Below are 24,908 nucleotides of genomic sequence, written 5' to 3' on the forward strand. Positions count from 1 at the left end.
TCACCTCATGCGAGCTTGGTGGTCGTGGCCTCAAGAAGACCCCACGCCTCATCGCCAAGACGCTTTTTCCAGTCAGCATAGAAACCAGACTGTTGAAGCTTCTGGCGGAAAGCTTCCGGCTTGACATCGACAAATTGCAATCCCTTCGCGGCAAGCTGAGACTTCAGATCAACATTCAGCTTCTCCACATCCGCGCGTTCCTTGAGCGCAGCTTCGTTCACCACTTTGGTAATGATCTCGCGGGTAGCGGGCGGCATCGCTTCGAACGACCGGCGATTGGCCAGCATCCAGAAGCCATCCCACATATGGTTCGTCGTAGACAAATACTTCCCAACTTCGTGCATCTTCGCGTAGTAGATGCCCGCCAAGGGATTTTCCAGTCCGTCGGCCACCTTCGTCTGCAGCGCAGAATAGGTCTCGCCCCAGGGAATCGAGACAGGGGACGCGCCGATGGACTTGAACATCGCTGTCCACAAGGGGCTCGGGGGAACGCGGATCTTGAAGCCGTTCAGGTCGTCAGGGGTGCGGATGGGCTTGGAAACCGAAAGCGTCTGCCGGAAACCGTTGTCCCACATCTTGTCGAAGGCAACGAGGTTCGCCTTCTCGAAGGCCTTGATGACGTGCTTGCCAAGCGCCCCGTCCATGGTCTTCCAGACAGTCGGATAGTCGCTGAACGCGAACCCGATGCCGTTGATAGCAGCGACTGGGACCAACGTAGCGAGGATGAGGCCCGTTTGCGCAAACAGGTCGATGCCTCCTGAGCGCACCTGAGCGAGCATGTCGGCATCCGTTCCGAGCTGACTGGCGGGGAATACCTGAATGTCGACTTGCCCGTTCGTCATCTGTTTGATCTGAGCGCTCGCCTCGGTCATTCGAACGTTCAGCGGATGATCCACGGGCATGATGTTGGCGAACTTCAGACGAAATTGAGACTGCCCGAAGACCAGGGATGGTGCCCCTATTCCGGCGCCCACTGCGACGGTCGCTTGGATCAATTTGCGGCGAGAAATGGTCATGACGTTGTCTCCGTGGTTGACTTTTTGAGGTATGGTTTTTTTCAGCTGGCCTATTCGAGGAAGAACTTGCGAAGCTCTCCAGCGACGAACTCAGGTTGCTCTTCGGTGACCCAGTGGCCGCTATTCGGGATCAGACCGCCGCGCACGTTTTCGGCTACGCGCTGGAGTGACTCAAGCGTTTCGATTCCGCGTCCGAAAGCCTTGTCACCTCCGAGCGCGAGCACAGGCATGCGCAACTTGCCGTTCGTGGCGAGGAACGCCCTGTTGTCCTCCGCGTCTTGTGGAAGGGCGCGGTAGTAGCCGAACATCGCACTCATGGCACCGGGCTTGCGATAGGTACGCAGGTACTCTGTGCGGTCCACCTCCGTGACGCTGTTTGGCAGATAGCCGTAGTTGTCGAACAGCCAGTCGAAGTAGATGTGCTCGCGGTCGTGCAGCAGTGCTTCTGGCAGGTGCGGCGTGCGGAAGAGCGCGTGATGCCAGCGGCGACCACCCTGGGAGAAGTCGGCACCGTCGCCCGGGATGGCAACGTCAAGAATCGCCAGGCGCCTGACTGCTTCCTGGTGGGCACAAGCAAGGGCGAACGCTGTGGGGCCGCCCCAATCGTGGCCAACCAGGAAGAAGCTGTCGATCTTCAGATGCTCGCTCAACAGGCGCCAGACGTCACCAGCTACCGTCTTCTTGTCGAAGCCGCTCGCGGCTCGCGAGCTGTCACCCAGTCCCCTTAGATCAGGTGCAACGATCTGGAAGCGGTCCGCTAGCATCGGAATCACATGCCGCCACTCGTAGGATGTTTGGGGGATCCCGTGCAGCAGAACCAGCGGTTCTCCCTTGCCGGCAGTGAGGTAGTGAACCAGCCCGTCGCCGAGATCGGCATAGTTGCTTCGAATGTCTGTCATACGCTCCTCTTTGACGTCTGATAGTGGGTCATCACGGCCGAGTCATCCTGCGTGCCAAGTCCTCGTGCCGTGGTTCCGAGGAAGGCGAGGTATGCGTCATGGGCAAGAGCCGCCGGGAAGCGCGACTCGCGCGTTGCGTCGAGCACGAGAGACATGTCCTTGACGAAGATGTCCACGGCCGACTTGACGTTCCCGAATTCACCGGAAACCATGCGCGGGCCGCGATCAGCCAGCATCCAGGATCCGGCCGCACCGCTGCAGAGGATCTCCAGCGTCAAGTCGAGTGGCAATCCCTGCCGCTCAGCCAAAGCCAGCGCCTCTCCCGCGGCTGCGAGGTGAACGCCGCACAAGAGCTGATTCAGAATCTTCATCTGTGCGCCAGCGCCCGCTCGTCCAAGGTAGTGGACATGCTTGCCGAACGTTTGCAGCACAGGCCGCACAAGGTCGAAAGCTTCGGAGGGGCCTGATCCCATGATGGTCAGGGTGCCGCGTTCAGCGCCGGCAGCCCCACCCGAAACGGGCGCGTCAACCAGCGAGACTGAATGTTCTTCAAGCTTCTGGGCCAGGTCTCGAACGTATGCCGGATCCATGGTGCTGCACGCTACGAACACAGCGCCGCGGGGAAGGTGACCGACCAAGCCGTCTTCCCCGAAGAGGACAGCATCGGTCTGCGCGGAGTTCACGACGAAACAGATGACGATCTGAACCTGGCGCGCCATTTCAGCAAGCGACTGGACCGGCGTCCCACCTTGTGCTCGAAGCCAGTCGAGCGCCTCAGCGCGTACATCCGTTCCTACCACGTCGTAGCCCTTGGCCAACATGTTGCTTGCGACGCCACGACCCATGGCGCCGAGCCCAATCAGGCCGACTTTCGTTTTCGCGTTCATGCCAACCACTCCTTGATGGATGCGACCACTGCATTCGTCGAGATGCCGTACCGGTCATGCAGCGTAGGCAGCGCGCCAGCATCGAGAAACTTGTCGGGAAGGCTGATCTGTCGAAATCTCGGGGCGACACCCGCGCGTAAGAAGGTCCCTGCTACTGCCTCAGCCAGACCTCCGACGGTGGAGTGGTTCTCCGCGACGACGACAAGTCGCCCTGTGCGTTGACCCTCTGCGAGCAGGGTAGCCTCGTCCAGGGGCTTGATCGTAGGCACGTGCAGTACCGAGACATCCACACTGTCGGCCTGCAGGCTTGCGGCCGCCTCAAGCGCGCGCATGGTCATGATCCCGGTTGAAATGATCAACACGTCACGGCCACCTCGTAGCACCTTGGCCTTGCCAAGCTCGAACTTGTAGTCATACTCGTCGAGCACGAGCGGAACATTGCCTCGGAGCAGACGCATATACACCGGGCCGTTGAAAGCGGCGATCTGCGGTACGGCTTGCTCGATATCAAGCGCGTCGCAGGGATCAATGACCGTCATGCCGGGGATGCCGCGCATCATCGCCAGGTCCTCCGTCGCGACGTGACTGGGACCATACCCCGTGGTGAGGCCAGGCAGAGCGCAGCAGATCTTCACATTCAGGTTCTCCTCTGCGATCACCTGGTGGATGAAGTCGTAGGCGCGACGGGTTCCGAATGCAGCGTACGTGGTCGCGAACGGAACCAGCCCCTCCTTCGCGAACCCTCCGGCAGCCGCCATCAGCAACTGCTCGGCCATGCCCATCTGGAAATACCGCTCAGGGAACGCCTGGGCGAACAGATGCAGGTCGGTGTACTTCGCCAGATCGGCCGTCAAGCCAACAATCTCTGAGGATTTACCCGCAAGTTCGGAAAGCGCCTTTCCGAAGGGCGCAGCCTTTACTCGCTGTCCCTCGCCAGCGATCGAGGCGATCATTGCCGACGTCGTCAAACGTGGCTTCTTCTCGGTGACGGCGTTCATGCGGTCGCTCCTTGTTGCGATTGATCGAGATATTCCAGGGCCTGCTGCCACTCTGGAGGATCGACGCGGATGAAATGGTTCTTCTCGCGCTTTTCGAGAAACGGCACGCCCTTCCCCATCAGGGTGTCAAAAAGGATCACTCGGGGCTTTGGTTCGGTGAATTCACGGGCTGTGTCGAACGCCTTCATCACGGCAGGCAGATCGTTGCCATCGACACGCTGGACGTGCCATCCGAATGCTTCCCACTTCTGGGCCAGCGGCTCGAAGCCGAGCACCTTGCTTGAAGGGCCGTCCGCTTGCTGGTTGTTGATGTCGACCAGGCAGATCAGATTCGAAAGCCTGTGGTGGGCTGCGCCCATGGCCGCTTCCCACGTCGAACCCTCGTCGAGCTCACCATCTGACATCGAGTTGTAGACAAACGCGCTGTGTCCCTTGTGCCGCAAGGCCAGTGCCATGCCCACGCCGATGGCAAGCCCCTGCCCGAGAGAGCCTCCTGAGATCTCCATGCCGGGCGTGTAGGTGGCCATGCCCGACATCGGCAAGCGGCTGTCGTCGCTCCCGTAGGTCTCAAGTTCGTTCTCCTCGATGATCCCGGCCTCGAGCAGCGCGGCGTAGAACGCGATTGCGTAGTGGCCGTGGGAGAGCAGGAAGCGATCTCTGCCTTCCCAGTACGGGTCCTCAGGTCGATAGTTCAGTGCGTAGGCGTAGGCAACTGCAAGCACATCTGCCCAGCCCAAGGCTTGCCCGATATAGCCCTGACCTTGGACCTCCCCCATGCGCAGGGCGAAGCGCCGAATTCGATAGGCACTGGCAGCTAGCCTGGTCAGCTGCGGGGTCGACGTTGCGGCGGCTTTGTCGTTCTTGGCCATGGCTTAGAAACTCTGGTCTGCCAGCGGGATGTGGCGGCTTGCGATGTTCATGTGAGGCTCCTGCGAAGTGGTGGCTAGGAGTGTCTCGGCGGGGCTATGACTGAACAAGGCAGTGCCGTTCAAGCGGGGTTGAAAAATGCCTTAATCAGTAGTTACCCTATTTTTTCCTTCGCGCGGGCTCTACCCCGTCGCTACCGTAGGGACGGCCTCGCTACGGCCGCCGCGGGTCCATCCGCAGCTGCACCGCCTGCCGTCAGCAGGGTGCAGTCCGCTTTCCCGCCGTCGATGGCAAGGCTGTCGTGAAACGCTGGTGAGGAGTTTCTCGGGGGCTGCCTCGGCGAGGCGGCTAGTACAGTCCGAGTGGCGTTAAAAGTGGTCCCTTCCGCAATCTCCCTATGCAGATTCCTCCGTTTAAAGGTCTTCTTGCGTTCGACGCGGTGGCGCGTCTTGGCAGCATCAGCAAGGCGGCTGAAGAACTCAACCTGACGGTCTCGGCCGTCAGCCATCAGGTCTCAAACCTCGAGGCCTTCGTCGATCGACAGCTGTTCGACCGGTCACCTCGCGGGCTCACTCTCACCATCTTCGGCGAGCGCTTCCAGCGCGACATCACTGGAGCTCTCACGCTGCTCGCATCCGCAGCACAAAACGTGCGCTCCGGCGAGGTCGCTGAAGTTCTGCGCATTCATTCCGTGCCCACTTTTGCAAGTCTCTGGTTGATGCCCAGACTACCCAGCTTCAGGGCAAAGCACCCGGAGATTCGGGTGCAACTCGACGCGTCCCATGGTGAGGTGGATTTTGCGCGCGGCGAAACGGACGTAGACATCTGCTACGGAGCGGTAAGAGGCCGTGACCTGCATGTTGAAACGCTCTTCTCGGAGGAAATCCTGCCGCTGATCAGCCCGAGCCTGAAGTCCAAACTGAACATCCGAAGCCCCGAAGACTTGGTAGACCAGGACCTCATCCTCTCGGAGCTGACGCTTGTGCAGTGGCCGCACTGGTTCGCAGCAAACGGAGTACCTGTCAGCCCGGGCGGTTACAGCCTTGCATTCGACCGCACCTTCATGGTTCTGGACGCCGCAATCCAAGGGCTCGGGATTGCATTGGACAGCAGCAAGACCGCCGAGGTAGCGCTTCGGAAAGGTGAACTCGTGCCGGTCTTCGAGGACAGGAAAGGTATGCATGTGCGCGCGCATCATCTTGTCTTCCCGCGCGCCCATGCGCAGTGGGACCGAGTCATGAAGTTCGCAAACTGGCTCCGTGAGGAGGCTCGCAAAAGCTCCTGAGGCCGACTCGCCCCCGCTCAGTGGGGCCTTGGTTCAAGCTATTCACCAAGAGAGGGGGCGATCGGGTCTGTACCGTCGCGGCCGGCGAGTGCACTGGAGGCCGGCATGTCGCGCTTGCTAATCGGCTCAATCAAAAGATCGATGCCATGCCAAGCGAACTTGGAAAAAGGAACTCCACGGCGCGAAAGCCATCGTTCAGCGCGGCGGCAAATCGATCCCCGTGCATCAATGACACTCTGCGGCAAAATTGGGCATGACAATCCATTCGCGCGCACAGAAGCTGTGGCGCGTCAAAGGAAAAACGGGGGATTTACGGGAGCTGGGCCAATGCCTTCGTGAAGAAATCGGTAGAACCGAAGTTTCCGGACTTCAGTGCCAGGAGCAAGCTGCGACTGTCGTCTTGCACTGCGGTCCACGGAACCCCCGGATCGATCAGCGGACCAATGCGCAGACGGCTGACCTCAAGCGCTTTCACTACAGCGCCAGACGTTTCGCCGCCCGCCACCACCAGGCGCTCGACGCCGCGGTCGACCAGGCCGCGTGCGACCTGAGCCAGGCAACGCTCCACCAGTTCGCCCGCACGGGCGGCGCCGAGAGTCGCTTGGACCGTTCGCACACGCTCAGGCTCTGCTGTGGCGTACACCAGTACTGAGCCCTTCTCAAGCTGGCTCATAGCCCATGCAATGGCATGCCCCGCTTCATCCCGTCCTTCTGCCAAGGCTAGAGCATCGATTGGCAAAGCAGGACGGCCCGACTGAATCCAGTGCTTCACTTGCTGGTTGCTTGCCGTCGAACACGATCCCGAGAGAACGGCGGCATATCCGCTGGATTTCGGCAAGTTCGTGTCCTCACCATGCATCGCGATCCAGCCTCGCTCCCGGTAAACCTGGGGGAGCCCCAACGCCAGCCCTGATCCGGCGGTCAGCAATGGAAGCTCAGCACAAGCCGCCGCGAGTGTGCGCAGATGCTCGTTGTCCAACGCGTCCGCGACAGCGAGTCGGACGCCGTCCGCTTGCAGCTCCTTCATGCGCTCGCGGGTCGCTTCAACACCCTTTGAAAGAACGTCGTACCGCAGCAATCCCACTCGCCCGCGACACTGACTCTGCAGCACCCTGACGAGGTTCGAATCAGTCATTGGTGTCAAGGGATGGTTGCGCATCCCTGAGTCCGACAGCAACTCGTCACCGACGAAAAGGTGCCCGCGACAAATGGTTCTTCCGTTCTCTGGGAAAGCGGGGCAGGCAACAGTGAAGGTGGTGTCGAGGGCGTCCATCAGCGCCTCGGCAACAGGGCCGATGTTGCCAGCAGGAGTCGAATCAAACGTCGAGCAATACTTGAAGTAGATCTGCCGAGCGCCAGCCTCCTGGAGCCATCGCAATGCTGCAAGCGACTCCTCTACTGCTTCAGAAGCCGGATTCGTACGGGACTTGAGCGCGATCACCACAGCATCTGCAGCCGGAGCGGGACCACTGGGAACGCCGATCACCTGGACGGTACGCATACCGGAATGAACAAGCATGCCCGCCACATCGGTGGCGCCAGTGAAGTCATCGGCGATGACGCCGAGTATGGGCTTTTTCGAGGTCATGTTATTCGGTCTCCAGCAGCAAGGATGCCCGTACCTGCTTGTTCTCTAGATCGGTGGCTTCTGTGAAGTCGTGGGCAACGCAGCCGACGCGAATATTGGATGTCGAGGTCAAGAGAGTTGCAGTGATGACGTCTTCGCAAGATGCTGGCCTGTCCTTACAGACTTCTCGAGGATCCACGTGGTGGCTTGCGCATCGAATTGCAGGAAGTGAGGCGTCCGGAGGTGCAGTTGGAAGGCCTCGGGATCATCGTAGAGCTCGTATAGCCAGAACTCGCCGTCTCCCATTTCGCAGACATCAAATACCCGGCACCCTTCTTCTTTCGAAAGGGATTGCTCAGCGTTGAACAAGACGAGACCGCGGAATTTCTCAACGTGCATGACATCAATGGCGAACCTGACGATTACCGCGTACATCATTTATCCCCAGATTCTTTTCCACGTCCGTGCCAGTAGTACGCCCCTACCTCCTCGAGGTGCCCTTGCATGGCTCTCTCCGCGGCGTCCGGGTCCCGCGAAGAGATTGCTCTGTAGATTGCCTCGTGGGCCTCGTATGCCGCCTCGTCTGCCCCTGCGACCTGCAGCGAAGTCGTGCGTTGCTCGGAAAGCCATGCGGCAAGCGCCGAATGCAGCGAAGTGAAGATCGAGTTGTTTGGAATCTTGGCCAGAACTAGGTGGAACTGCACATCTGTGCGGGTGAAGGCAGTGACATTACCCATCGCCTCGCGATTGGCATCGAGTGCAGCCTTCAGCGCCTGCAAATCCTCTTCCGTGGCATGGCGAGCGGCATAGCGCGCAAGAGAAACCTCGTGCATCGCACGCGCACGCTGCAAATCGCGTGCGCCCTCGGGGCGTGCCAGCAAGTGCTTTACCACCCCTCCCAACTCGTTGACCACGGCATCGGCTGAGGGCTTTGTAACGTAGGCACGCTCACCATTTCGGATCGATATCAGGCCCATGCGCTGCAAGGCAAAAAGAGCCTCTCGAATAGAGGAGCGACCGACTTGAAACGACTCCATCAGCTCCCGCTCAGCAGGAAGGACATCGCCGGGCGACAGCGTTCCATCGAGCATCATCACCTCCAACCGATCCACGATTTCCTCATAGATCTTTCGGCGCCGCACCGGCGATTGCTGAGGCAGGAGCAGTTTTGTCATGCGGGTTCTTTCCTAGTCGATGTGCGTCAACGGTACGTCATACCGCTGTGCCAGTTCCTGAAGCTCTCTCCAAAGTCCCTCGCCGAGGGGCAGCCCATTTTCTCGACGCGACAGAAGGCTTAGTTGCTCTCTCTCACCCGGCAAGTAGATCCTGTCGACACCTGGAGCACGTTTGGCATTTCGAATGTCATCCATTCCCTTCTGGATGCGCGCCATGTAATTGGGCACCTCATCGAATGCCGCGACAGGCAGTACGCCAAACAGATGCCCGCTGTTCTGCGCCTCTCCGGTTTTCTCGTACAAGTCGCCTACCTCCGAACCGAAGAACGCCCCTGACAGCATCGTGCTCAGAAGCCCAACCGTCAGCGTCAGCGCATAGCCCTTCGGTCCGCCAACTGGTACGACGAAACCCTTAAGGGCTTCAACCGCATCGGTTGTGGGCAGGCCATCCGGCCCCGTTGCCCAATCGGCAGGAATAGGCTTACCCTCTTTGGCTGCGACGATGATTTTGCCGCGTGCAGCGATACTGCAAGCCATGTCGAGGACGATGGGGTCGCCGGTCGGAGTCGGAAAGGCCACGGCAAATGGGTTGTTTCCGAGCATGGCCTCTGCGCCCCCCCACGGTGTCATGTGATTGATGGCACCGATGGTGAAGGCAAAGCCGATCATGTTCTGTCGTGCGGCCATCTCTGCGTAGTAGGCAGCGGCCCCGAAGTGGTTGCTGTTGCGTACTGCCACGAACGCGCATCCGCCGTGCTCATGGCTCTTGTCGATCGCGAGTTGCATAGCGCGGACACCGACAAGATGTCCAAGGCCGTTGTCACCATCGTAGACCACTGCGGTGGGCGAATCCCTGAGGACCTTGGGTCGAGGCGTTGCGTTTGTTCCGCCATCCAGCAGCCGCTTGATGTAGATCGGGAATCTGACCACGCCATGGGAGTCAACGCCCCGGAGATCGGCTTGCACCAGGTTGTCGACGACGACGGACGCCTCATCGGCAGGTACGCCCGCCTTGCAAAGAACCGCGTTGCAGAATTTCTTGAGGCTTTGCTCGGAGACGAGCTTTGAGGTTCCCTGTTCCATAGTGGATCCTGTTGATGGTGGAAGAGTCGACTCTTGATTCAATCGGGCTTGATGTTGGCCGACTTGACCAATGCCGCCCAGCGGTCGATTTCCGAGTTCATGAACGCGCGTGCATCCGCCGGGGAGTCGCCGACGGGCGTCAGGCCCTGGTCCGCCAGGACTTTTCTTGCTGAGGGGCTGGCCAGAGACGCGGTGATATCCGCATTCAGCTTCTCGACCACGTCAGCGGGTGTACCTGTCGGTGCGGCAACGCCTGCCCAAAAATTCATCTCCATTTCTGGAAGCCCGGCTTCCTTCGCGGAGGGCACGTCCGGCAACACCGCTACTCGCTCATTGCTGGTCACCATCAGGGCACGGATTCGGCCCGATCGAATCTGGGAGAGTGCAGTTGGCAAGGCCGTGAACAGGACGTCGATCTGGTGACCCATCAGATCCGACATGGCGGCTGCGGCCCCCTTGTAAGGAACGTGCGTGAGGTTGACGTTCGCCTTCTGCTTGAACAATTCGGCCGCCAGATGAGAGTTGGTCCCGTTGCCCGCCGAACCATAGTTCAGCTGACCAGGTTTGCTCTTCGCGAGCGCGACGAACTCCTGAATCGTTTTGGCGGGCACCTCGGCATTGACAACCACGACAAAGGGCACGGTCGCGACGGTGCTCACCGGCACAAAGTCTTTCTTGGGATCGAACGAAAGCTTGGGAAGCAATCCGGCAGCAATAGCGAAAGACATATCACTCGTCAGCAACGTGTAGCCGTCGGGCTGCGCCTTGGCCACCTGTCCCCACCCGACCACGCCACCGCCACCTGCGCGGTTGTCCGCAATAACGCTCTTGGGGTATTTCTTGCTTAGTTCAGATGCAACCAAACGACCAACGATATCGTTTGTTCCCCCTGGAGCAAATGGAATTACGAGAAAAACCGTCTTTTCGGGATACGTGCCAGCAGCCGCCGCAGAAAAAGCTGCTGCACAAACGACGGCCGATGCCGCCAGTTTGCGAAGAATGTTGAAGCGCATTTTTGTCTCCAGATCTCAGGCCATAAATTCAGCGCACCGGTGATCGCCTGTTATTCCCCGGAGCCAATGATCCAACAAGCGCTAGTTCATTTGAAACATTTCACGTGTGTCCGCAGGCGTCGCAATCTCTCGGCCGAGCATCTTCGCGATTTGAACAAATCGATGAACAACTTCGCCGTTGTGCGGCGTCCCCAGTTCTGGCCAGCCGTAATCACCCAGTCCTACGGCGACATGCCCCCCCAGCTCAATCGATGCCGTACCTGGCGCGGTCAGATTTCCAATCTTGTTGCATACCGTCCACTCGATCGGATCCTTCGGCGCGAACTCGAGATGCGCCATGAGGCCTTTCACTGTTCCCGGATGTCCGCCGAGGATTCCCTCATCCGTCAGTTCGTACATGAAATAAGGAGTGTTCTGCACTAGGCCCATGTCACGCAGGGCATTGAACATGCGCGTAAATGGCACATTCCAACTTACGAATTGGGGCTTCACGCCCAGCTCCGGTAGGCGCTTCGCGAAAGCTTCAAGCACACCGGTCCTGTTCAAATAAGTTGCACGATCACTCAGGAACCGGCGATTTACGTCGTCGTAGCGGTCGATGTTTGTGCTACCTGTGTCGATCGGAGCAAGATCCGGGCGGGTGGCCGGGTCCTTCGACAACTCTTCGATATGTGTCAGGCGGCCCATCTCGCCCTCATTCGAGATCTGCCCCAAAGTCGGGAAGACGAGGCAGTCGCAATTGGCTCTGATCGCCCGGATAGCTGCCGCAAAAGTTTTTACGTCATGCGCGGGCTTGCCGTCAGCCGTTCTTGCGTGGAAGTGAATGATGCTCGCCCCGGCCTCGCGTGCTCTGGCGGCCTCTCGCCCGATTTCCTGCGCGGTGTACGGGATGTTCGGGTTGGCGGAGCGGGGCATGTACTCGTTGATCCGAGCCTCGATGATGAGTTTTTTGCGCGCCATTTCGTGCAGCTCCTTGGTCTGATAGGTAGACCATACGCCTATCCTCCCATGATCTTTCAGAGGGTTTCCCCGTAGTCGTCGCCACGGTCGAGTTCATCTGGTTGCTCATCCGACAAACAGGTCCGAGAAGAATCGATTGCCAGAAGACCTCCGAATGAAAGCGCAACCGACTCAGCCCGGGAGGCACGGGCCCGAGCCGCGGGAGGTCTGCGCGCCGCGGCGTTGGAGGCAGAGGAACGACTCCGCCCCCCCGTACCACGCTCTGGAAACATGTGAGTAAATCTTCGATGGTGCGCCGAGTTCCAGCCGCCTCAATACCCGACACCAGGAAGTTGGACCTTGTGATGTTTCTTCACACGTGCCGGATTGAAAGTCGGTTGCTCACAAGCTCACCGATACGTAGCATGAGTTTTCGATGGCCTAAGTTGCGCCCCTCGCGTTCGCTCGAAGGCTCTTTTCGAATTCTCATCAAACGCACTGCATTGATAGGGAAACTGGGTGAATTGCTTTTAAGCACCCCTTGTCAAAACCTCGTTCGGAATGACTCCATGACATTTGCACCTGAGCACCACTACGCGAAAGTTGGCGACTCCCTTGTTCACTTCGTCACTGCCGGTGAAGGCCCAGCCCTCGTGCTTCTGCACGGCTGGCCTCAGACCTGGTATGCATGGCGCAAAGTCATGCCGGAACTTTCAAAAAGCTATCGAGTTATCGCCCCCGACCTCAGGGGGCTCGGTGACAGTTCGAGGCCATCCAGCGGATTTGATATGCGGACCGTCGCGGGCGAGATCGCAAATCTTCTGCAAGGTCATCTCGGCCTGAAGAAGATTCACCTGGCGGGTCATGACTGGGGGGGCCCGGCAGCATTCGCCCTTGCTGCCTTTCACCCGGGCCTGGTGCAGAAGTTGGTGATGTGGGACGCCGCGGTGCCCGGCGACGGCAGCGGAAGCTACTCGCAGGCGGGCCGGCGATGGCATCATGCGTTTCATCAGACCTTGGATCTGCCCGAAGCTCTTATCGCCGGTCGGGAAGACGTTTACTACCGCTGGTTCTACCGGCAATTCGGACACCGGCCGGATGCGATGTCGGAGTCGGACATACAGGAGTATCTGCGCACCTACCGTGATGTCGCGACACTGCGCACCGGTTTGAGTTACTACCGCAACGTGCCTCAGGACGTCCGTGACAACGAAGAGTTCTTGCGCAATGGCCGCTTGACCATGCCGATCCTGGCCTACGGTGGCGCGGAATCGATGGGACGCGGCGAAGAAGGCTTCACCTCGCTACAGCGCGTCGGCCAAGACGTAAAGGGCGGCACCATCCCAGACTGCGGACACTGGGTCGCAGAAGAGCGACCGGAATTCGTGATCGCTGAAATGTCCGCTTTCCTTCGAGGTTGATGAGGGGTTAGGCACCCGCTTGCTGAGTCACAGCAAACTTCACATCACCCTACGCCAATCGGCATCGCCTAACTCGCCCGCGGACGCACCTAGAAAAGCATTCGCCGCGACCGCATAGCCCGGCCTTCCCCCAATGAAGCTTTGCCAATTGTCTGTGTTTGAATCTTGAATAGGGCTCCATCGGACCACGTCCCGGGCCTCAGGGTTACCCCTTATCCACATATCAGTTTTTCTCACAACCTCGAGAGAGCAAGTCGTTTGTCCTGACAAGATTGAGGGCTTAACCTTTGTCCACTCGCAACTAGGCGGTCGGTCGCACTAGGCAAGCCTTGGAGGAGGTGAAACACCGGCTGCCCGGCTGTTCGATCTTCTGCATGGCTATGCCGCACCCTCTGCGTGAAGATCTCGGCTGTCGCTGAATGGAGGCGATGGAGAGGTCTTTTTTGCAGCCCCAAGGGTGGTAACGGTAGTAGAAAGCCCGCGCATTCCGAGGTGGTCAGGGGTGCCTGAACCACAAATGAAGGAGACAAAAGTGTTCGATCAACATAAGTACGCCGAAGGGCTTCCCCACGCGCCGCTTCCTGATGCCTCTGTCGCCCTCAGCTCAATCGGGGGCTGATCATGCACGTAGCTCATTCGGTGAACGAAAGACGGGGTGACCAGTTGGCCCCGCTGACGCGCTCGGCACTGGCTGTCGAACATGTTGTCGGCCAAGTCGTCGAGGTTGGGGCTGCGCTATTGGTCGCTGCAGAAATCTGCGTGCTGGCAGCGGGCGTCTTCTCCCGATATGTCATGCACCAACCATTGATCTGGTCTGACGAAATTGCATCCATGCTGTTCTTGTGGCTCGCGATGCTGGGCGCCGCGATTGCGTTCCGCCGCGGCGAGCACATGCGGATGACCGCTCTCGTGAGCAAGTCTTCACCCGGGGCCAGGGCGTTTCTCGACGTGGTCGCCGTCGCAGGAGCGCTCGCTTTCTTGGCAATCATCATGCCCTACTCGTTCGAATACGCGGCGGGTGAGGCCATGATCCGAACACCCGCGTTGGATCTGCAGAATTCGTGGCGTGCATCGGCGATGTTTGCCGGATTCGCGTTAATGGCTCTGTTTGCAGTGACCCGGCTCCTTCGCTTCGGCGATTTGAGGTTGATCGGGTTAGCACTTCTTGCGGTCGCCTTCGTTTCATGCGCGCTATGGCTGGGTAGGCCGATGTTTCAAACGCTTGGCAACCTGAACCTGGTCATATTCTTCGTCGGAGCCGTCGCGATATGCGTGCTCGCGGGTGTTCCCATCGCGTTTGCGTTCGGACTCGCAACGATCGGCTACCTCGCCCTCGCAACACGAACACCCGTGTTGGTGATGGTCGGACGCATCGACGAGGGGGTCAGTCACCTCATTCTTCTCTCTATCCCCTTGTTCGTATTCCTTGGGCAACTGATTGAGATGACCGGCATGGCGCGGGCCATGGTAGCTTTCCTCGCCAGTCTTCTGGGCCACGTGCGTGGTGGACTGCACTACGTGCTCGTTGGAGCCATGTATTTGGTTTCCGGAATCTCGGGATCGAAGGCAGCAGATATGGCCGCAGTTGCGCCAGTTCTGTTTCCCGAGTTGAAACAGCGCGGTGCGCATGAGGGCGACTTGGTCGCACTGCTCGCAGCGACAGGTGCTCAAACCGAAACCATTCCACCCAGCATTGTCCTGCTAACCATCGGATCGGTGACCGGAGTATCGATCGCAGCTCTGTTCACGGGCGGCATGATCCCCGCCCTGGTGCTCGGCGCAATGCTTTGCACTGTGGTCTGGTGGCGTTGCCGTCAGGAGAGCCTCGCTGACGTCGAGCGCGCCACGCTCAAGCAGATTGGCAACGCACTTCTGATCGCCCTGCCTGCTGTCGTCCTGCCTTTCATCATTCGCGCAGCCGTCATTGAGGGTGTCGCCACGGCAACCGAAGTATCGACCATTGGCATCGCCTATTCCATAGTTGCCGGGCTCGTGATCTACCGCCAGTTCAACTGGAAGCGCTTGGGACCGATGCTGGTTGACACCGCAAGCCTGTCCGGTTCGATTCTCCTGATTATCGGCACCGCGACAGCGATGGCCTGGGCCCTCACACAGTCGGGATTCTCGAAAGCCCTGAGTGATGCGATGACGGGACTCCCCGGCGGCGCCGCAAGCTTCATGGTCGTGTCAATCATTGCTTTCGTGATCCTCGGCAGCGTGCTCGAAGGCATACCTGCAATCGTGCTGTTCGGGCCGCTGTTGTTTCCGATTGCGCGTGCCTTGGGCATCCACGAAGTTCACTACGCGATGGTCGTGGTGCTCTCGATGGGCATCGGCCTGTTCGCACCGCCTTTCGGTGTCGGCTACTACGCCGCCTCGGCTATCGGACGAGTCAATCCGGACGCGGGCATGAGACCGATCCTGGGCTACATCGCCGCCATGTTAGTCGGCTTGGTGATCGTCGCCAGCGTTCCGTGGCTCTCGATCGGTCTGATCTGACACCGCTGCAGCCTTCGCAATTCACTCAACGAGGAGAGACGAGAAATGAAAGTTCAAAGACGCAGGTTCATTGCAGCTGGCGCTGCTGGCGCTGCCGCATTGGGAGTGGGATTGACGCCCCGGCGCGCATGGGCTGCGCCCGAGTACGTCCTGAAGTTTGGCTTCAACCTCGCTGAGAGTCACCCCATCACTGCGCGCTCGAAGGAAGCCGCAGCGAAGATCTTACAGGAGTCGAATGGCCGCCTCGAGATCCGAGTGTTTCCGAACAACCAGCTCGGTAGCGACCAGGACATGTTCCAGCAGATACGCGCCGGAGCTCTGGACTTGTTCCTGAACTCCGGGATCAACGTGCTGTCGACCATGATCCCGTCTGCATCGGTTTATGGTCTCGGGTTCATTTTCCCGGACTTGCCTGCAGTCTGGCGAGCGATGGACGGCGAAGTGGGCGCCTATGTTCGCACTCAGATCAGGAAGGCGGGACTGGTTCCTCTGGACAAGATGTGGGATAACGGATTCCGCCACATCACGACAAGCACCAAGCCAATCAACACGCCAAAGGATCTCGCGGGCCTAAAGATTCGAGTCCCGGTCGGTGCGCTATGGACTTCCATGTTCAAAGACTTCCGCGCTGCGCCGACAACGATCAACTTCAACGAACTCTACTCGGCACTGCAGACGAAGATCGTGGACGCCCAGGAGAACTCTCTCGCCAACATCGTCACGGCGAAGCTTTTTGAAGTGCAGAAGTATTTGTCGCTGACCAATCACATGTGGGATGGCTTTTTCTGCATAGCGCAGCGAGCTTCCTGGGAGGGATTACCTGCTGATCTCCGGGAACTCGCCAACAAGCACATCAACAATGCTGCGCTTCTGGAACGCCAGGACATGGCCGCTAACGTCGTGACGTATTTGTCGCAGCTGAAGGAGAAAGGGCTGGTGGTCGATCAACCGGCGACGGCACCTTTCCGTGAAGCCCTCGTGCAGGCGGGCTTCTACAAGGAATGGCGCGCCAAGTACGGTGAAGAGCTTTGGGGGCTGCTGGAAAAATCGTGCGGCAGCCTTGGTTGAAGGTGCCAGACGAGTATTCCCGAACAGCGCGCAGTTGCTCCTCATCGCATTGCGCCATCTAACAACTCGACCCAATGCCGCACCGGCACCTCGCTGCCGCTCTGCAGGTGCGTGATGCAGCCGATGTTGGCCGACACGATGGCGCTCGGCTGGAGCTGGTTCAGGTGGCCGAGCTTGCGATCGCGCAGCTTGTAGGACAGCTCGGGCTGCAATACCGAATAGGTGCCCGCCGAGCCGCAGCACAGGTGCGATTCGTTCTGCGCGACCTGCACGTCGAAGCCCAGCGTGCGCAGGTGCTTCTCGACGCCGCCGCGCAGCTTCTGGCCGTGTTGCAGCGTGCACGGCGGGTGATAGGCGACGAGGCCCGAAGGCGGCTTGACGCGCGGCTTCAGCGTCGGCGCGATGTCCGGCAGCAGCTCGCTCAAATCGCGCGTGAGGGCGCTGATGCGTGCCGCCTTTTCCGCGTAGGCCGAGTCGTCCTTGAGCATGTGGCCGTACTCGCGCACCGTGACGCCGCAGCCCGACGCGTTCATCACGATCGCCTCGACCTCGCCCTTCTCGACCTGCGGCCACCAGGCATCGATGTTCGCGCGCATCTGCGCGCGGCCGCCCTCGTGGTCGTTGAGGTGGAACTTGATCGCGCCACAACATCCGGCATCGGGCGCGATCACCACCTGGATGCCAGCGGCATCGAGCACGCGCGCGGTCGCGCTGTTGATGTTGGGCGCCATCGCCGGCTGCACGCAGCCCGCGAGCATGAGCATCTTGCGTGCATGCGTGCGCTGCGGCCACGCGCCCGCGGGACGCGGCTCCGGCACCTTGGCCTTGAGCTTCGCGGGCAGCAGTCCGCGCACCGCCTGGCCGAGCTTCATCGCGGGCGCAAAGAGCGGCGAGTTCAGGCCTTCCTTCAGCGCCCAGCGCAGGGCCTTGTCCGCGGGCTGACGCGGCACCTTGTCCTCGACGATCTTGCGGCCGATGTCGACGAGGTGGCCGTACTGCACGCCGCTCGGGCAGGTCGTTTCGCAGTTGCGGCAGGTGAGGCAGCGATCGAGATGAAGCTGCGTGCTCTGCGTCGGCGGCTTGCCTTCGAGCACCTGCTTGATGAGATAGATGCGTCCGCGCGGCCCGTCGAGTTCGTCGCCGAGCAGCTGGTAGGTCGGGCATGTCGCGGTGCAGAAGCCGCAGTGCACGCACTTGCGCAGGATCGCCTCGGCTTCGCGGCCTTCGGGCGTGTTCTTGAATTCGGGGGCGAGTTCGGTCTGCATGGGGGTTCAGGCTGCGGGGTAGAGGCGCCCGCGATGGAAGACGGCATGAGGATCGAACTCCCGCATCAATGCGCGGTGGATCCGCTCCACCGGCGCGCTGAGCGCATCGAAGCGGCCGAGCACGCGGTGGCCGTGCGCATCCGACGGCCGGAACAAGGTCGCATGGCCGCCTGCCGCCTGTGCCGCCGCGCGAAGCTGCGGACGCTGGTCCGGCGGCGCGAGATACCAGCGCTGGCCGCCGTGCCATTCGATCATGGGGGTGCTGCCCGCGACTTCGAGCACCGGCGCGGTCTGAGGGACGGCAAGCCGCCAGAGGTCGTGCTCCCCAGGACTTGCGAACCATGCGTGGCGCTGGTCGCGCAGCAATTGCCATCTGCTGACAGAACGCTCCAAATCTTTTCGCTCGCCGCCGAGGTGTGTGCAAGCTGCTTCAACCGCCGCAACAGCCCCGCGCAGGCGCACAGATATCACGCCGACACCATCACGCTCGCGCCAGAAGCTTGCGTTCAGTGGCAATGGACGGGCGCCCCACTCGTTGAGCAGCCGCAGCGCATCGGCCTGCGTGCAGGCGAACTCGAGCGTGGCTTCGGCGGGCGCGACCGGCAGCACCTTGAGGCTCACTTCGGCGATCACGCCGAGCACGCCCAGCGACCCCGCGAGCACGCGCGAGACGTCGTAGCCCGCGACGTTCTTCATGACCTGCCCGCCGAAGGTCAGCACCTCGCCGCGCCCGTTGACCAGCACCGCGCCGAGCACGAAGTCGCGCACGCATCCGACGCTGGCGCGCGATGGGCCGCTCAGGCCCGCGGCGACCATGCCGCCGACCGTTCCGCCAGCGCCGAAGCGCGGCGGCTCGAAGGCGAGGCACTGACCGTTGTCGGCGAGCGCCGCTTCGAGCTCCGCCAGGGGCGTGCCGGCGCGCACGGTGACGACCAGTTCGCTCGGCTCGTAGCTGGTGATGCCGGTGAGCCCGCGCGTGGAGAGCGGCTCGCCCTGCGGCGGCTCGCCGTAGAAGTCCTTGGTGCCGCCACCACGAATGGACAACGTCGTGCCGTCGGCGGCAGCAGCGCGAATGCGCTCGGTGATCTGGCGAAGGGCTGGAGAGGAAATGGAGCTGCCCATGTTCAGAATCGGGGAATGTCCGCGAAGGGCTGCGGCTGGCCGGCGCGGAAGACCTGCTTGCCGTACTCGGCGCAGCGCTGCAGCGTCGGGATCACCTTGCCGGGGTTGAGCACGCCGGCCGGATCGAAGGCGCGCTTGATGGCGAACATCTGCTCGTTCTCCTCGGGCGTGAACTGCACGCACATGCTGTTGAGCTTCTCGACGCCCACGCCGTGCTCGCCCGACACCGTACCGCCCATCGCGACGCTGGTCTCGAGGATGTCGGCGCCGAACAGCTCGCAGCGATGCAGCTCGTCCGGGTCGTTCGCATCGAACAGCACCAGCGGGTGCAGGTTGCCGTCGCCCGCATGGAAGACGTTGCAGCAGCGCAGCCTGTATTTCTTCTCCATGTCCTGGATCGCGAGCAGGATGTCGGCGAGCCGCTTGCGCGGGATCGTCGAGTCCAGGCACATGTAGTCGGGGCTGATGCGGCCCGAGGCGGGGAAGGCGTTCTTGCGGCCGCTCCAGAACTTCAGGCGCTCGTCCTCGTTCTCGCTGACCGCGATCGCGGTCGCACCGCAGCCGCGCAGCACATCGGTCATGCGGCCGATTTCCTCCTCGACTTCTTCGGGCGTGCCGTCGGATTCGCACAGCAGGATCGCGGCAGCATCGAGGTCGTAGCCGGCGTGCACGAAGTCCTCGACGGCAGCGGTCATGGGCTTGTCCATCATCTCCAGGCCGGCCGGGATGATGCCGGCGGCGATCACGGCCGCGACCGCATCGCCTGCTTTGCGCACGTCGTCGAAGCTGGCCATGATGCAGCGCGCGAGTTGCGGCTTGGGCACGAGCTTCACCGTGACTTCGAGGGTGACCGCGAGCATGCCTTCGCTGCCGATGACCAGCGGCAGCAGGTCCAGGCCCGCGCAGTCGAGTGCCTCGCCGCCGAACTCGACCGGATCGCCTTCCCCAGTGAAGCCGCGCACCCGCCGCACGTTGTGCAGCGTGAGGCCGTACTTCAGGCAATGCACGCCGCCCGAGTTCTCGGCCACGTTGCCGCCGATGGTGCAGGCGATCTGGCTGGACGGATCGGGCGCGTAGTAGAGGCCGAAGGGCGAAGCCGCCTCGCTGATCGCGAGGTTGCGCACACCGCACTGCACGACGGCGGTGCGGCTCACCGGGTCGATCTTGAGGATGCGGTTGAACTTGGCGAGCGACAGCGTCACGCCCATCGCATTCGGCATCGCGCCGCCGGAGAGCCCGGTGCCGGCGCCGCGCGCCACCACCGGAACGCCGAGCGCATGGCAGGCCTTGAGCACGGCGGCGACCTGGGCTTCGGTCTCCGGCAGCGCCACCACGAGCGGACGCATGCGGTAGGCCGTGAGGCCGTCGCATTCATAGGGGACCGTGTCTTCGCGCTGCCAGAGCACCGCGTGGGACGGCAGGAATTGCAGGAGTTCTCCAACGACGCGAGTTTGGAGCTCTGAATTCAAAAGCAGCTCGCGCTGCACAGTGGTCAAAAACGAATCCATCGCATCGTGTGTCGATCCAAATTCTGGCGGCTCGTGGAAGCAGAAACGCATGCTCCCTGTTCGGAGGGTTGCGAACGCATCGCGGATTAGTCAGGGGTTGTGGCACGCTCGACCATGACTTCAGGCGTACGCAGTGTGGCCCGCCCGGGCTCGAATGGACCGCGCACCGCGCGATGAAGATGACTAAACGGTCTGCCTTCGACATGCGCCCAGACGCAGGCACGAATGCACGCGATGACGATATGAGGGTCCTGGACCTGCGGAACCTTGCGCATGGTTATTAACATCTCCGTTTCTCCGCAAGTGATGCGAATCGCCGACCTCAGTCGACAACACTCACGTCGGATTGGCGCAGGCATAGCTGAATGACCTGCAGACCATGTTTGCTCGGCCTGGAAGGGAACAAGTCCTTCAGCCGCTCCTCATGGACGGGAATCACCCTTGAAACTTCCCCGTCGACGCGCCTCAACATTTCGTCAGAAGTCATGATCAAGCGTGTCTGACTACCGGTGGCGAGGCCAACGGGAATGTAGAACGGATCCTTCTCGTCGCCTCCGTGCAGGTTCTCGTGTTTGTAGACCAGATCACCGGCGAGAACCCAGGTATCTCCGGTCCGCTCATCGCCCCCGCCATTGCGAACAACAACATACTGCGAGCCAGGCGTATGCGTATCAAAGGCAGGATGAACATCAATGTTTGGCAGGATGTTCTCCCGGAATCCGTCAACGGCAACCAGACGCCCTTGACGTCCAAGATCCACGAGACGCATGATGTCGCTCGGGTCGATACCACCCATCAGTGATCGGAATCGCCTTCCGAGGGCCATCGTAGAGACCCAGCTCGTCAGTTCGCGTTCCTGGATGTAAAACGTGGCGTTCGGAAAGAACTCCAATCCACCCATATGGTCGAAGTGTGCGTGCGTGATGAAGACATGCGTCACGTCCTGCGGACCCACTCCGCATTCGGCGAGTACATCCGTTGGAGAACGCCAGTTTGTCACCCCGATTTGCTCGGCGAACTCCTTCTTGTAGTCGACGTGGTTGTGGCCAACGTCAACGAGGGCCACGATGCCGTCACCCTTCAGCAACACGTAGGAGAACGGTAGGCAGCAAGTACCTGCGTTATGCGAACCGTACAAGGTCGCGCTAAGCGGATGCTGCTCTACGCGCGCGTATTCAAGAACCCAGATCGAATAGTGCATCATTGCTTTACCCCTTGATGTTGAACTACGGGGCAATCACCGCTGAGCCGATGGGCGCATGTGCTCCACAACATTCGCTGACGTTGAGGACGCTGAGCCCCGGCACTGATTTCGACGCAGCGTTGAGTTCTCCCCAACCGCGACGCAGCCGAGCGATGATCCCGTCAAGGTCGCCATTCAAGCGCCTTGATCGACTCTCACAAGCCAGCGAAAGTGCGGATCCGATGAGAGCCGCCGCCCGCCCCAAATGTGCATGGTTGTGTCGGCCGACCGGCGGAACGCGGATTGATCGCAGCATATCCATCGCTTCGTCAAACAGACCCCGCGCTGCTTCGAGAATGAAGCCGGCAATAGCCGAATCCCTGGAGCCCGTCGTCGTCGCCACCAGCGCTGCAGACATTTGCGCCGCCACGCTGATCAGCGCGTCGAACGCTGGCCGCACGTCCACGACATAGCTCGCCGCGCTTTCCCGATGCGCCTCACGGGACGCGACGGCCCAAGTGCCGAGATAGCGATCCACGGCGGCACCTCAACCCGCCAGGGCTGAAACAGGAGCGTTCGCAGGAATCAGCTCCAACCGTTTGAGTTCAGCCCAGAGCGCCGCAGGGACCCCGGCCGTGGTGGAATCGACGTTCTGCGCGACCTCGGCGTCGTTGCGAGCCCCTTGTACGACGCAGGCAACTGCAGGATGTTCATAGACAAATCGCAGCGCGGCGGTCGCTAGACTCACGCCGAACTGCTGGCAAGTCCGATCCAAGGCTTGTACACGTTCGATCACCGATGCCGGCGCGCTCTGATAGTCGTAGGTGCGCCCACCACCGGCAAGAACACCAGAGTTGAAGACGCCGGCAGCGACGACAGAGATATTGCGGCGCTGCAGCTCGGGGAAATCCGAAGCCAGCGGCCCATGATTCAGTAGGGTGTACCGGCCAGCAATCATCGAGCAATCGAGCTGGAACTCCTTCGCCACGCCCAGGACTGACTCGGTTTCATTGACGCCCAAGCCGATGGCACCAACGGCGCCGCTGCTGCGCAGGCCGTCGAGCGCCCTGTAGCCACTGGCGCGCAACTGGTCCCAGTAGTACTCGCTCTTTTCTCCGTGCCATGCAGTACCCACGTCGTGAACATAGAGGATCTCGATGTGGTCGAGTCCCAGGCGCTGCTGGCTGTCCTCAAATGACCGCATGATCCCGTCATACGTGTAGTCGTAATCGTCCAGAAATGGCAGTCCGTTCCGCCACTCGATGCCGTAGACACTCTCGATCTTCTTGGCACGACTCGCTGGCTTGAGCACGCGCCCTGCCTTCGTGCTGACCACGACCTGATCTCTGATTTCATTCGTTCTCAGCGCGTGACCAAGAAAGTGCTCTGACAAGCCGAGCCCGTACATCGGTGCGCAGTCAAAGTATCTAACCCCGCGCTCGAATGCGGAGAGGATGACGCTTTCGAATTTCGCGTAGTTGGCCGGCTCCCCAAAGCCGCTGATCGGAACCGTTCCTAGGCCCAGGCGCGTGATCTCCACCTTGGTCGAACCCAGACGGCGCTTATCGAGTGTTGGCATGAATTTGTCTCCTTACCGGCTTGCAAAAGTTCAAAGCTTGCTCTTTCACAGGAGCCGCGCTTTGAGCGCCTCGAAATGGTAAGGACGGGCTCGGCCGACCCACTAATCACTTTATTGCGGCCGTCTGTGAAAAAAAATCACCGACATGAGCAGGCTGCCGGGGCTGCAAGTAGCACCCTGCGCTCTTACCAAGAGGCAGAGCATCCAACGGGAGGGCCGCTTGCAACGCGGCCCGGGGTGCACCTCATCCCGCTGCGCCGCGGCCGTCCGGCAGGCGGTTCATCGGGATGACCCGCGCTTCCTCCCGCTCGTCGCCAAGAGGGTCTGCGGTGAACTTTCCTCACACCGCGCGGCCTTAATCTCGTTTGTTGAAGCCCCAGTCGATCACTAGCATTTAAAAAAACTCGCGAGCTTTTCCTCGCCATGGTAGCGACGAACTCGCGGGGACTTGGGCTCTCGCTCGATCGACGACATACAAATAGGAGACAAGGCAAATGGTGACCCAAGCGTTCCCGCTCGGAAAACTGCCACGGTATTCCAGTATTTTTCCCAACGTCAGGTCGTTCGGAATTGTCGGGGTATTCATCCTGGTTTGCGTTGTATTCGCCTTATCCAATGAATATTTCATGACGATAGACAATTGGCGCAACCTGCTACGCCAGTCGTCCATCAATGCCATTCTCGCGATCGGCGTGACTTTCGTCATCCTGGCAGGCGGCATCGACCTGTCGGTCGGGTCCGTGATGGCCCTGTGCGGAATGGTGTCCGCCACATTCGCGACATCCGCGACCATGCATTCGGGACTGCTCGCTGGAACCATTCAAGCTGGATCCATCCTGCAGTCAACCGGCATCGCCGTCACGGCCGGGATCCTGGCTGGTGCTCTTCTGGGGGGAATCAACGGGTTTCTGGTCGCGAGGTTTTCCTTACCCGCATTCGTCGCGACTCTCGGCATGTTGAGCATGGCGCGTGGGATGACATTGATCTACTCCGATGGACGCCCCATCCCGAACCTTTCCAGCTCGTTCTTGTGGTTCGGCGGCGGGGACCTTTCGGGCATCCCTGTGCCGGTATTGATCCTCGCGATTGTCTTCGTTGCGGCGTATGCGAGCATGAAGTACACGGCGTGGGGCCGCTACATCTTCGCCGTGGGAGGCAGCACCAAAGCTGCCCGAACATGTGGCGTGTCCACTCGACTGATCACGGCATCAACATATGTCGTTTGCGGAGCACTGGCCGGGCTCGCGGGGGTGATCTTGACCGCGAGAACTACGGCGGCGCTACCTCAGGCAGGTGCCGGATACGAGCTGGACGCAATTGCCGCAGTCGTGATTGGCGGGGCCAGCCTCAATGGAGGACGAGGATCGCTGGTAGGCACATTGGTAGGCGCACTCATCATCGGGACGATCAATAACGGAATGGACCTGGTGGGCGTCAATTCTTACTACCAACAACTCGTTAAAGGCCTCATCACCATTTTGGCAGTAGCGCTTGACCGCGCCCGTTCTTGAGAGAGTTAATCAACAGGAGACAA

The 24,908-nt window shown here is 60.6% G+C and carries 22 protein-coding genes; 5 read left to right on the forward strand and 17 right to left on the reverse strand.

Annotation, left to right across the window (positions count from 1 at the left end; translation table 11 throughout):
• Positions 1–5: 5 nt before the first annotated feature.
• Genes WKW77_RS31025 through WKW77_RS31045 form a run of 5 tightly spaced genes read right to left on the reverse strand, consistent with a single transcriptional unit; the run spans position 6 to position 4,669 of the window.
• On the reverse strand, positions 6–1,016 hold the full coding sequence (locus WKW77_RS31025; RefSeq protein WP_340360737.1) for a TRAP transporter substrate-binding protein: 1,011 nt from the start codon (positions 1,014–1,016) through the stop codon (positions 6–8).
• A gap of 50 nt (positions 1,017–1,066) precedes the next feature.
• Positions 1,067–1,915 carry an alpha/beta fold hydrolase gene (locus WKW77_RS31030; RefSeq protein ID WP_340360738.1) on the reverse strand — a complete coding sequence of 283 codons (849 nt, stop codon included), beginning with the start codon at positions 1,913–1,915 and terminating at the stop codon, positions 1,067–1,069.
• On the reverse strand, positions 1,912–2,802 hold the full coding sequence (locus WKW77_RS31035) for an NAD(P)-dependent oxidoreductase (RefSeq protein WP_340360739.1): 891 nt from the start codon (positions 2,800–2,802) through the stop codon (positions 1,912–1,914). Before WKW77_RS31035 ends, WKW77_RS31030 begins: the two co-directional genes overlap by 4 nt.
• Positions 2,799–3,800 (reverse strand): transketolase family protein, encoded by a 1,002-nt coding sequence (locus WKW77_RS31040; RefSeq protein WP_340360740.1) that lies wholly within the window; start codon positions 3,798–3,800, stop codon positions 2,799–2,801. Before WKW77_RS31040 ends, WKW77_RS31035 begins: the two co-directional genes overlap by 4 nt.
• Positions 3,797–4,669 (reverse strand): transketolase, encoded by an 873-nt coding sequence (locus tag WKW77_RS31045; protein ID WP_340360741.1) that lies wholly within the window; start codon positions 4,667–4,669, stop codon positions 3,797–3,799. The genes WKW77_RS31040 and WKW77_RS31045 overlap by 4 nt, the downstream gene beginning before the upstream one ends.
• A gap of 395 nt (positions 4,670–5,064) precedes the next feature.
• Between WKW77_RS31045 and WKW77_RS31050 the strand changes: the two genes are divergently transcribed.
• Positions 5,065–5,952: a LysR substrate-binding domain-containing protein gene (locus WKW77_RS31050; protein WP_340360742.1), complete on the forward strand. Its 888-nt coding sequence runs from the start codon at positions 5,065–5,067 to the stop codon at positions 5,950–5,952.
• Positions 5,953–6,262: 310 nt separating this feature from the next.
• Here the strand turns inward: WKW77_RS31050 and otnK are convergent, their stop codons facing one another.
• The 6 genes from otnK to WKW77_RS31080 form a co-directional block, all read right to left on the reverse strand.
• Positions 6,263–7,540 (reverse strand): 3-oxo-tetronate kinase, encoded by a 1,278-nt coding sequence (gene otnK / locus WKW77_RS31055; protein WP_340360743.1) that lies wholly within the window; start codon positions 7,538–7,540, stop codon positions 6,263–6,265.
• Positions 7,541–7,648: 108 nt separating this feature from the next.
• The gene (locus tag WKW77_RS31060) at positions 7,649–7,957 is read right to left on the reverse strand and encodes a putative quinol monooxygenase (protein ID WP_340360744.1); all 309 of its coding nucleotides are present in this window, start codon (positions 7,955–7,957) and stop codon (positions 7,649–7,651) included.
• Positions 7,954–8,694, reverse strand: coding sequence for a transcriptional regulator NanR (nanR, locus tag WKW77_RS31065; RefSeq protein WP_340360745.1), 741 nt, complete (start codon positions 8,692–8,694; stop codon positions 7,954–7,956). Before nanR ends, WKW77_RS31060 begins: the two co-directional genes overlap by 4 nt.
• Before the next feature lie 12 nt (positions 8,695–8,706).
• Entirely contained in the window at positions 8,707–9,777 is a 1,071-nt protein-coding gene (locus WKW77_RS31070) for an Ldh family oxidoreductase (protein WP_340360746.1), read from the reverse strand.
• A gap of 38 nt (positions 9,778–9,815) precedes the next feature.
• Positions 9,816–10,790, reverse strand: a complete 975-nt coding sequence (locus tag WKW77_RS31075) for a tripartite tricarboxylate transporter substrate binding protein (protein WP_340360747.1) — start codon at positions 10,788–10,790, stop codon at positions 9,816–9,818.
• Positions 10,791–10,871: 81 nt separating this feature from the next.
• Complete coding sequence (locus WKW77_RS31080) at positions 10,872–11,750, reverse strand: beta-keto acid cleavage family enzyme (RefSeq protein ID WP_340360748.1); 879 nt, start codon at positions 11,748–11,750, stop codon at positions 10,872–10,874.
• A 548-nt stretch (positions 11,751–12,298) separates the two neighbouring features.
• Here WKW77_RS31080 and WKW77_RS31085 point away from each other — a divergent pair.
• The 3 genes from WKW77_RS31085 to WKW77_RS31095 all read left to right on the forward strand — a co-directional run bounded on the left by WKW77_RS31085 (position 12,299) and on the right by WKW77_RS31095 (position 16,717).
• Positions 12,299–13,150, forward strand: coding sequence for an alpha/beta fold hydrolase (locus WKW77_RS31085; protein WP_340360749.1), 852 nt, complete (start codon positions 12,299–12,301; stop codon positions 13,148–13,150).
• A gap of 621 nt (positions 13,151–13,771) precedes the next feature.
• A complete protein-coding gene (locus tag WKW77_RS31090) occupies positions 13,772–15,649 on the forward strand; it encodes a TRAP transporter large permease (protein WP_340360750.1) in 1,878 nt (625 codons plus the stop codon).
• Between the two features lie 45 nt (positions 15,650–15,694).
• Positions 15,695–16,717, forward strand: a complete 1,023-nt coding sequence (locus tag WKW77_RS31095; RefSeq protein ID WP_340360751.1) for a TRAP transporter substrate-binding protein — start codon at positions 15,695–15,697, stop codon at positions 16,715–16,717.
• 41 nt (positions 16,718–16,758) lie between these two features.
• On the opposite strand, the gene glcF is transcribed toward WKW77_RS31095, so the two are convergent.
• The 6 genes from glcF to WKW77_RS31125 all read right to left on the reverse strand — a co-directional run bounded on the left by glcF (position 16,759) and on the right by WKW77_RS31125 (position 23,374).
• Positions 16,759–17,982, reverse strand: coding sequence for a glycolate oxidase subunit GlcF (gene glcF, locus WKW77_RS31100; RefSeq protein WP_340360752.1), 1,224 nt, complete (start codon positions 17,980–17,982; stop codon positions 16,759–16,761).
• A 6-nt stretch (positions 17,983–17,988) separates the two neighbouring features.
• The gene (gene glcE / locus WKW77_RS31105; protein WP_340360753.1) at positions 17,989–19,104 is read right to left on the reverse strand and encodes a glycolate oxidase subunit GlcE; all 1,116 of its coding nucleotides are present in this window, start codon (positions 19,102–19,104) and stop codon (positions 17,989–17,991) included.
• Between the two features lie 2 nt (positions 19,105–19,106).
• Positions 19,107–20,612, reverse strand: coding sequence for an FAD-linked oxidase C-terminal domain-containing protein (locus WKW77_RS31110; RefSeq protein ID WP_340360754.1), 1,506 nt, complete (start codon positions 20,610–20,612; stop codon positions 19,107–19,109).
• 322 nt (positions 20,613–20,934) lie between these two features.
• Complete coding sequence (locus WKW77_RS31115; RefSeq protein ID WP_340360755.1) at positions 20,935–21,816, reverse strand: N-acyl homoserine lactonase family protein; 882 nt, start codon at positions 21,814–21,816, stop codon at positions 20,935–20,937.
• 22 nt (positions 21,817–21,838) lie between these two features.
• Entirely contained in the window at positions 21,839–22,333 is a 495-nt protein-coding gene (locus WKW77_RS31120) for a hypothetical protein (RefSeq protein WP_340360756.1), read from the reverse strand.
• A 9-nt stretch (positions 22,334–22,342) separates the two neighbouring features.
• Positions 22,343–23,374, reverse strand: a complete 1,032-nt coding sequence (locus tag WKW77_RS31125; protein WP_340360757.1) for an aldo/keto reductase — start codon at positions 23,372–23,374, stop codon at positions 22,343–22,345.
• Between the two features lie 494 nt (positions 23,375–23,868).
• Between WKW77_RS31125 and WKW77_RS31130 the strand changes: the two genes are divergently transcribed.
• Positions 23,869–24,885 carry an ABC transporter permease gene (locus WKW77_RS31130; RefSeq protein WP_340360758.1) on the forward strand — a complete coding sequence of 339 codons (1,017 nt, stop codon included), beginning with the start codon at positions 23,869–23,871 and terminating at the stop codon, positions 24,883–24,885.
• The last annotated feature ends 23 nt before the right edge of the window (positions 24,886–24,908 follow it).

The sequence above is a fragment of the Variovorax ureilyticus genome (assembly GCF_037889935.1).
GTDB classification, from domain to species: Bacteria; Pseudomonadota; Gammaproteobacteria; order Burkholderiales; family Burkholderiaceae_C; genus Variovorax; species Variovorax ureilyticus.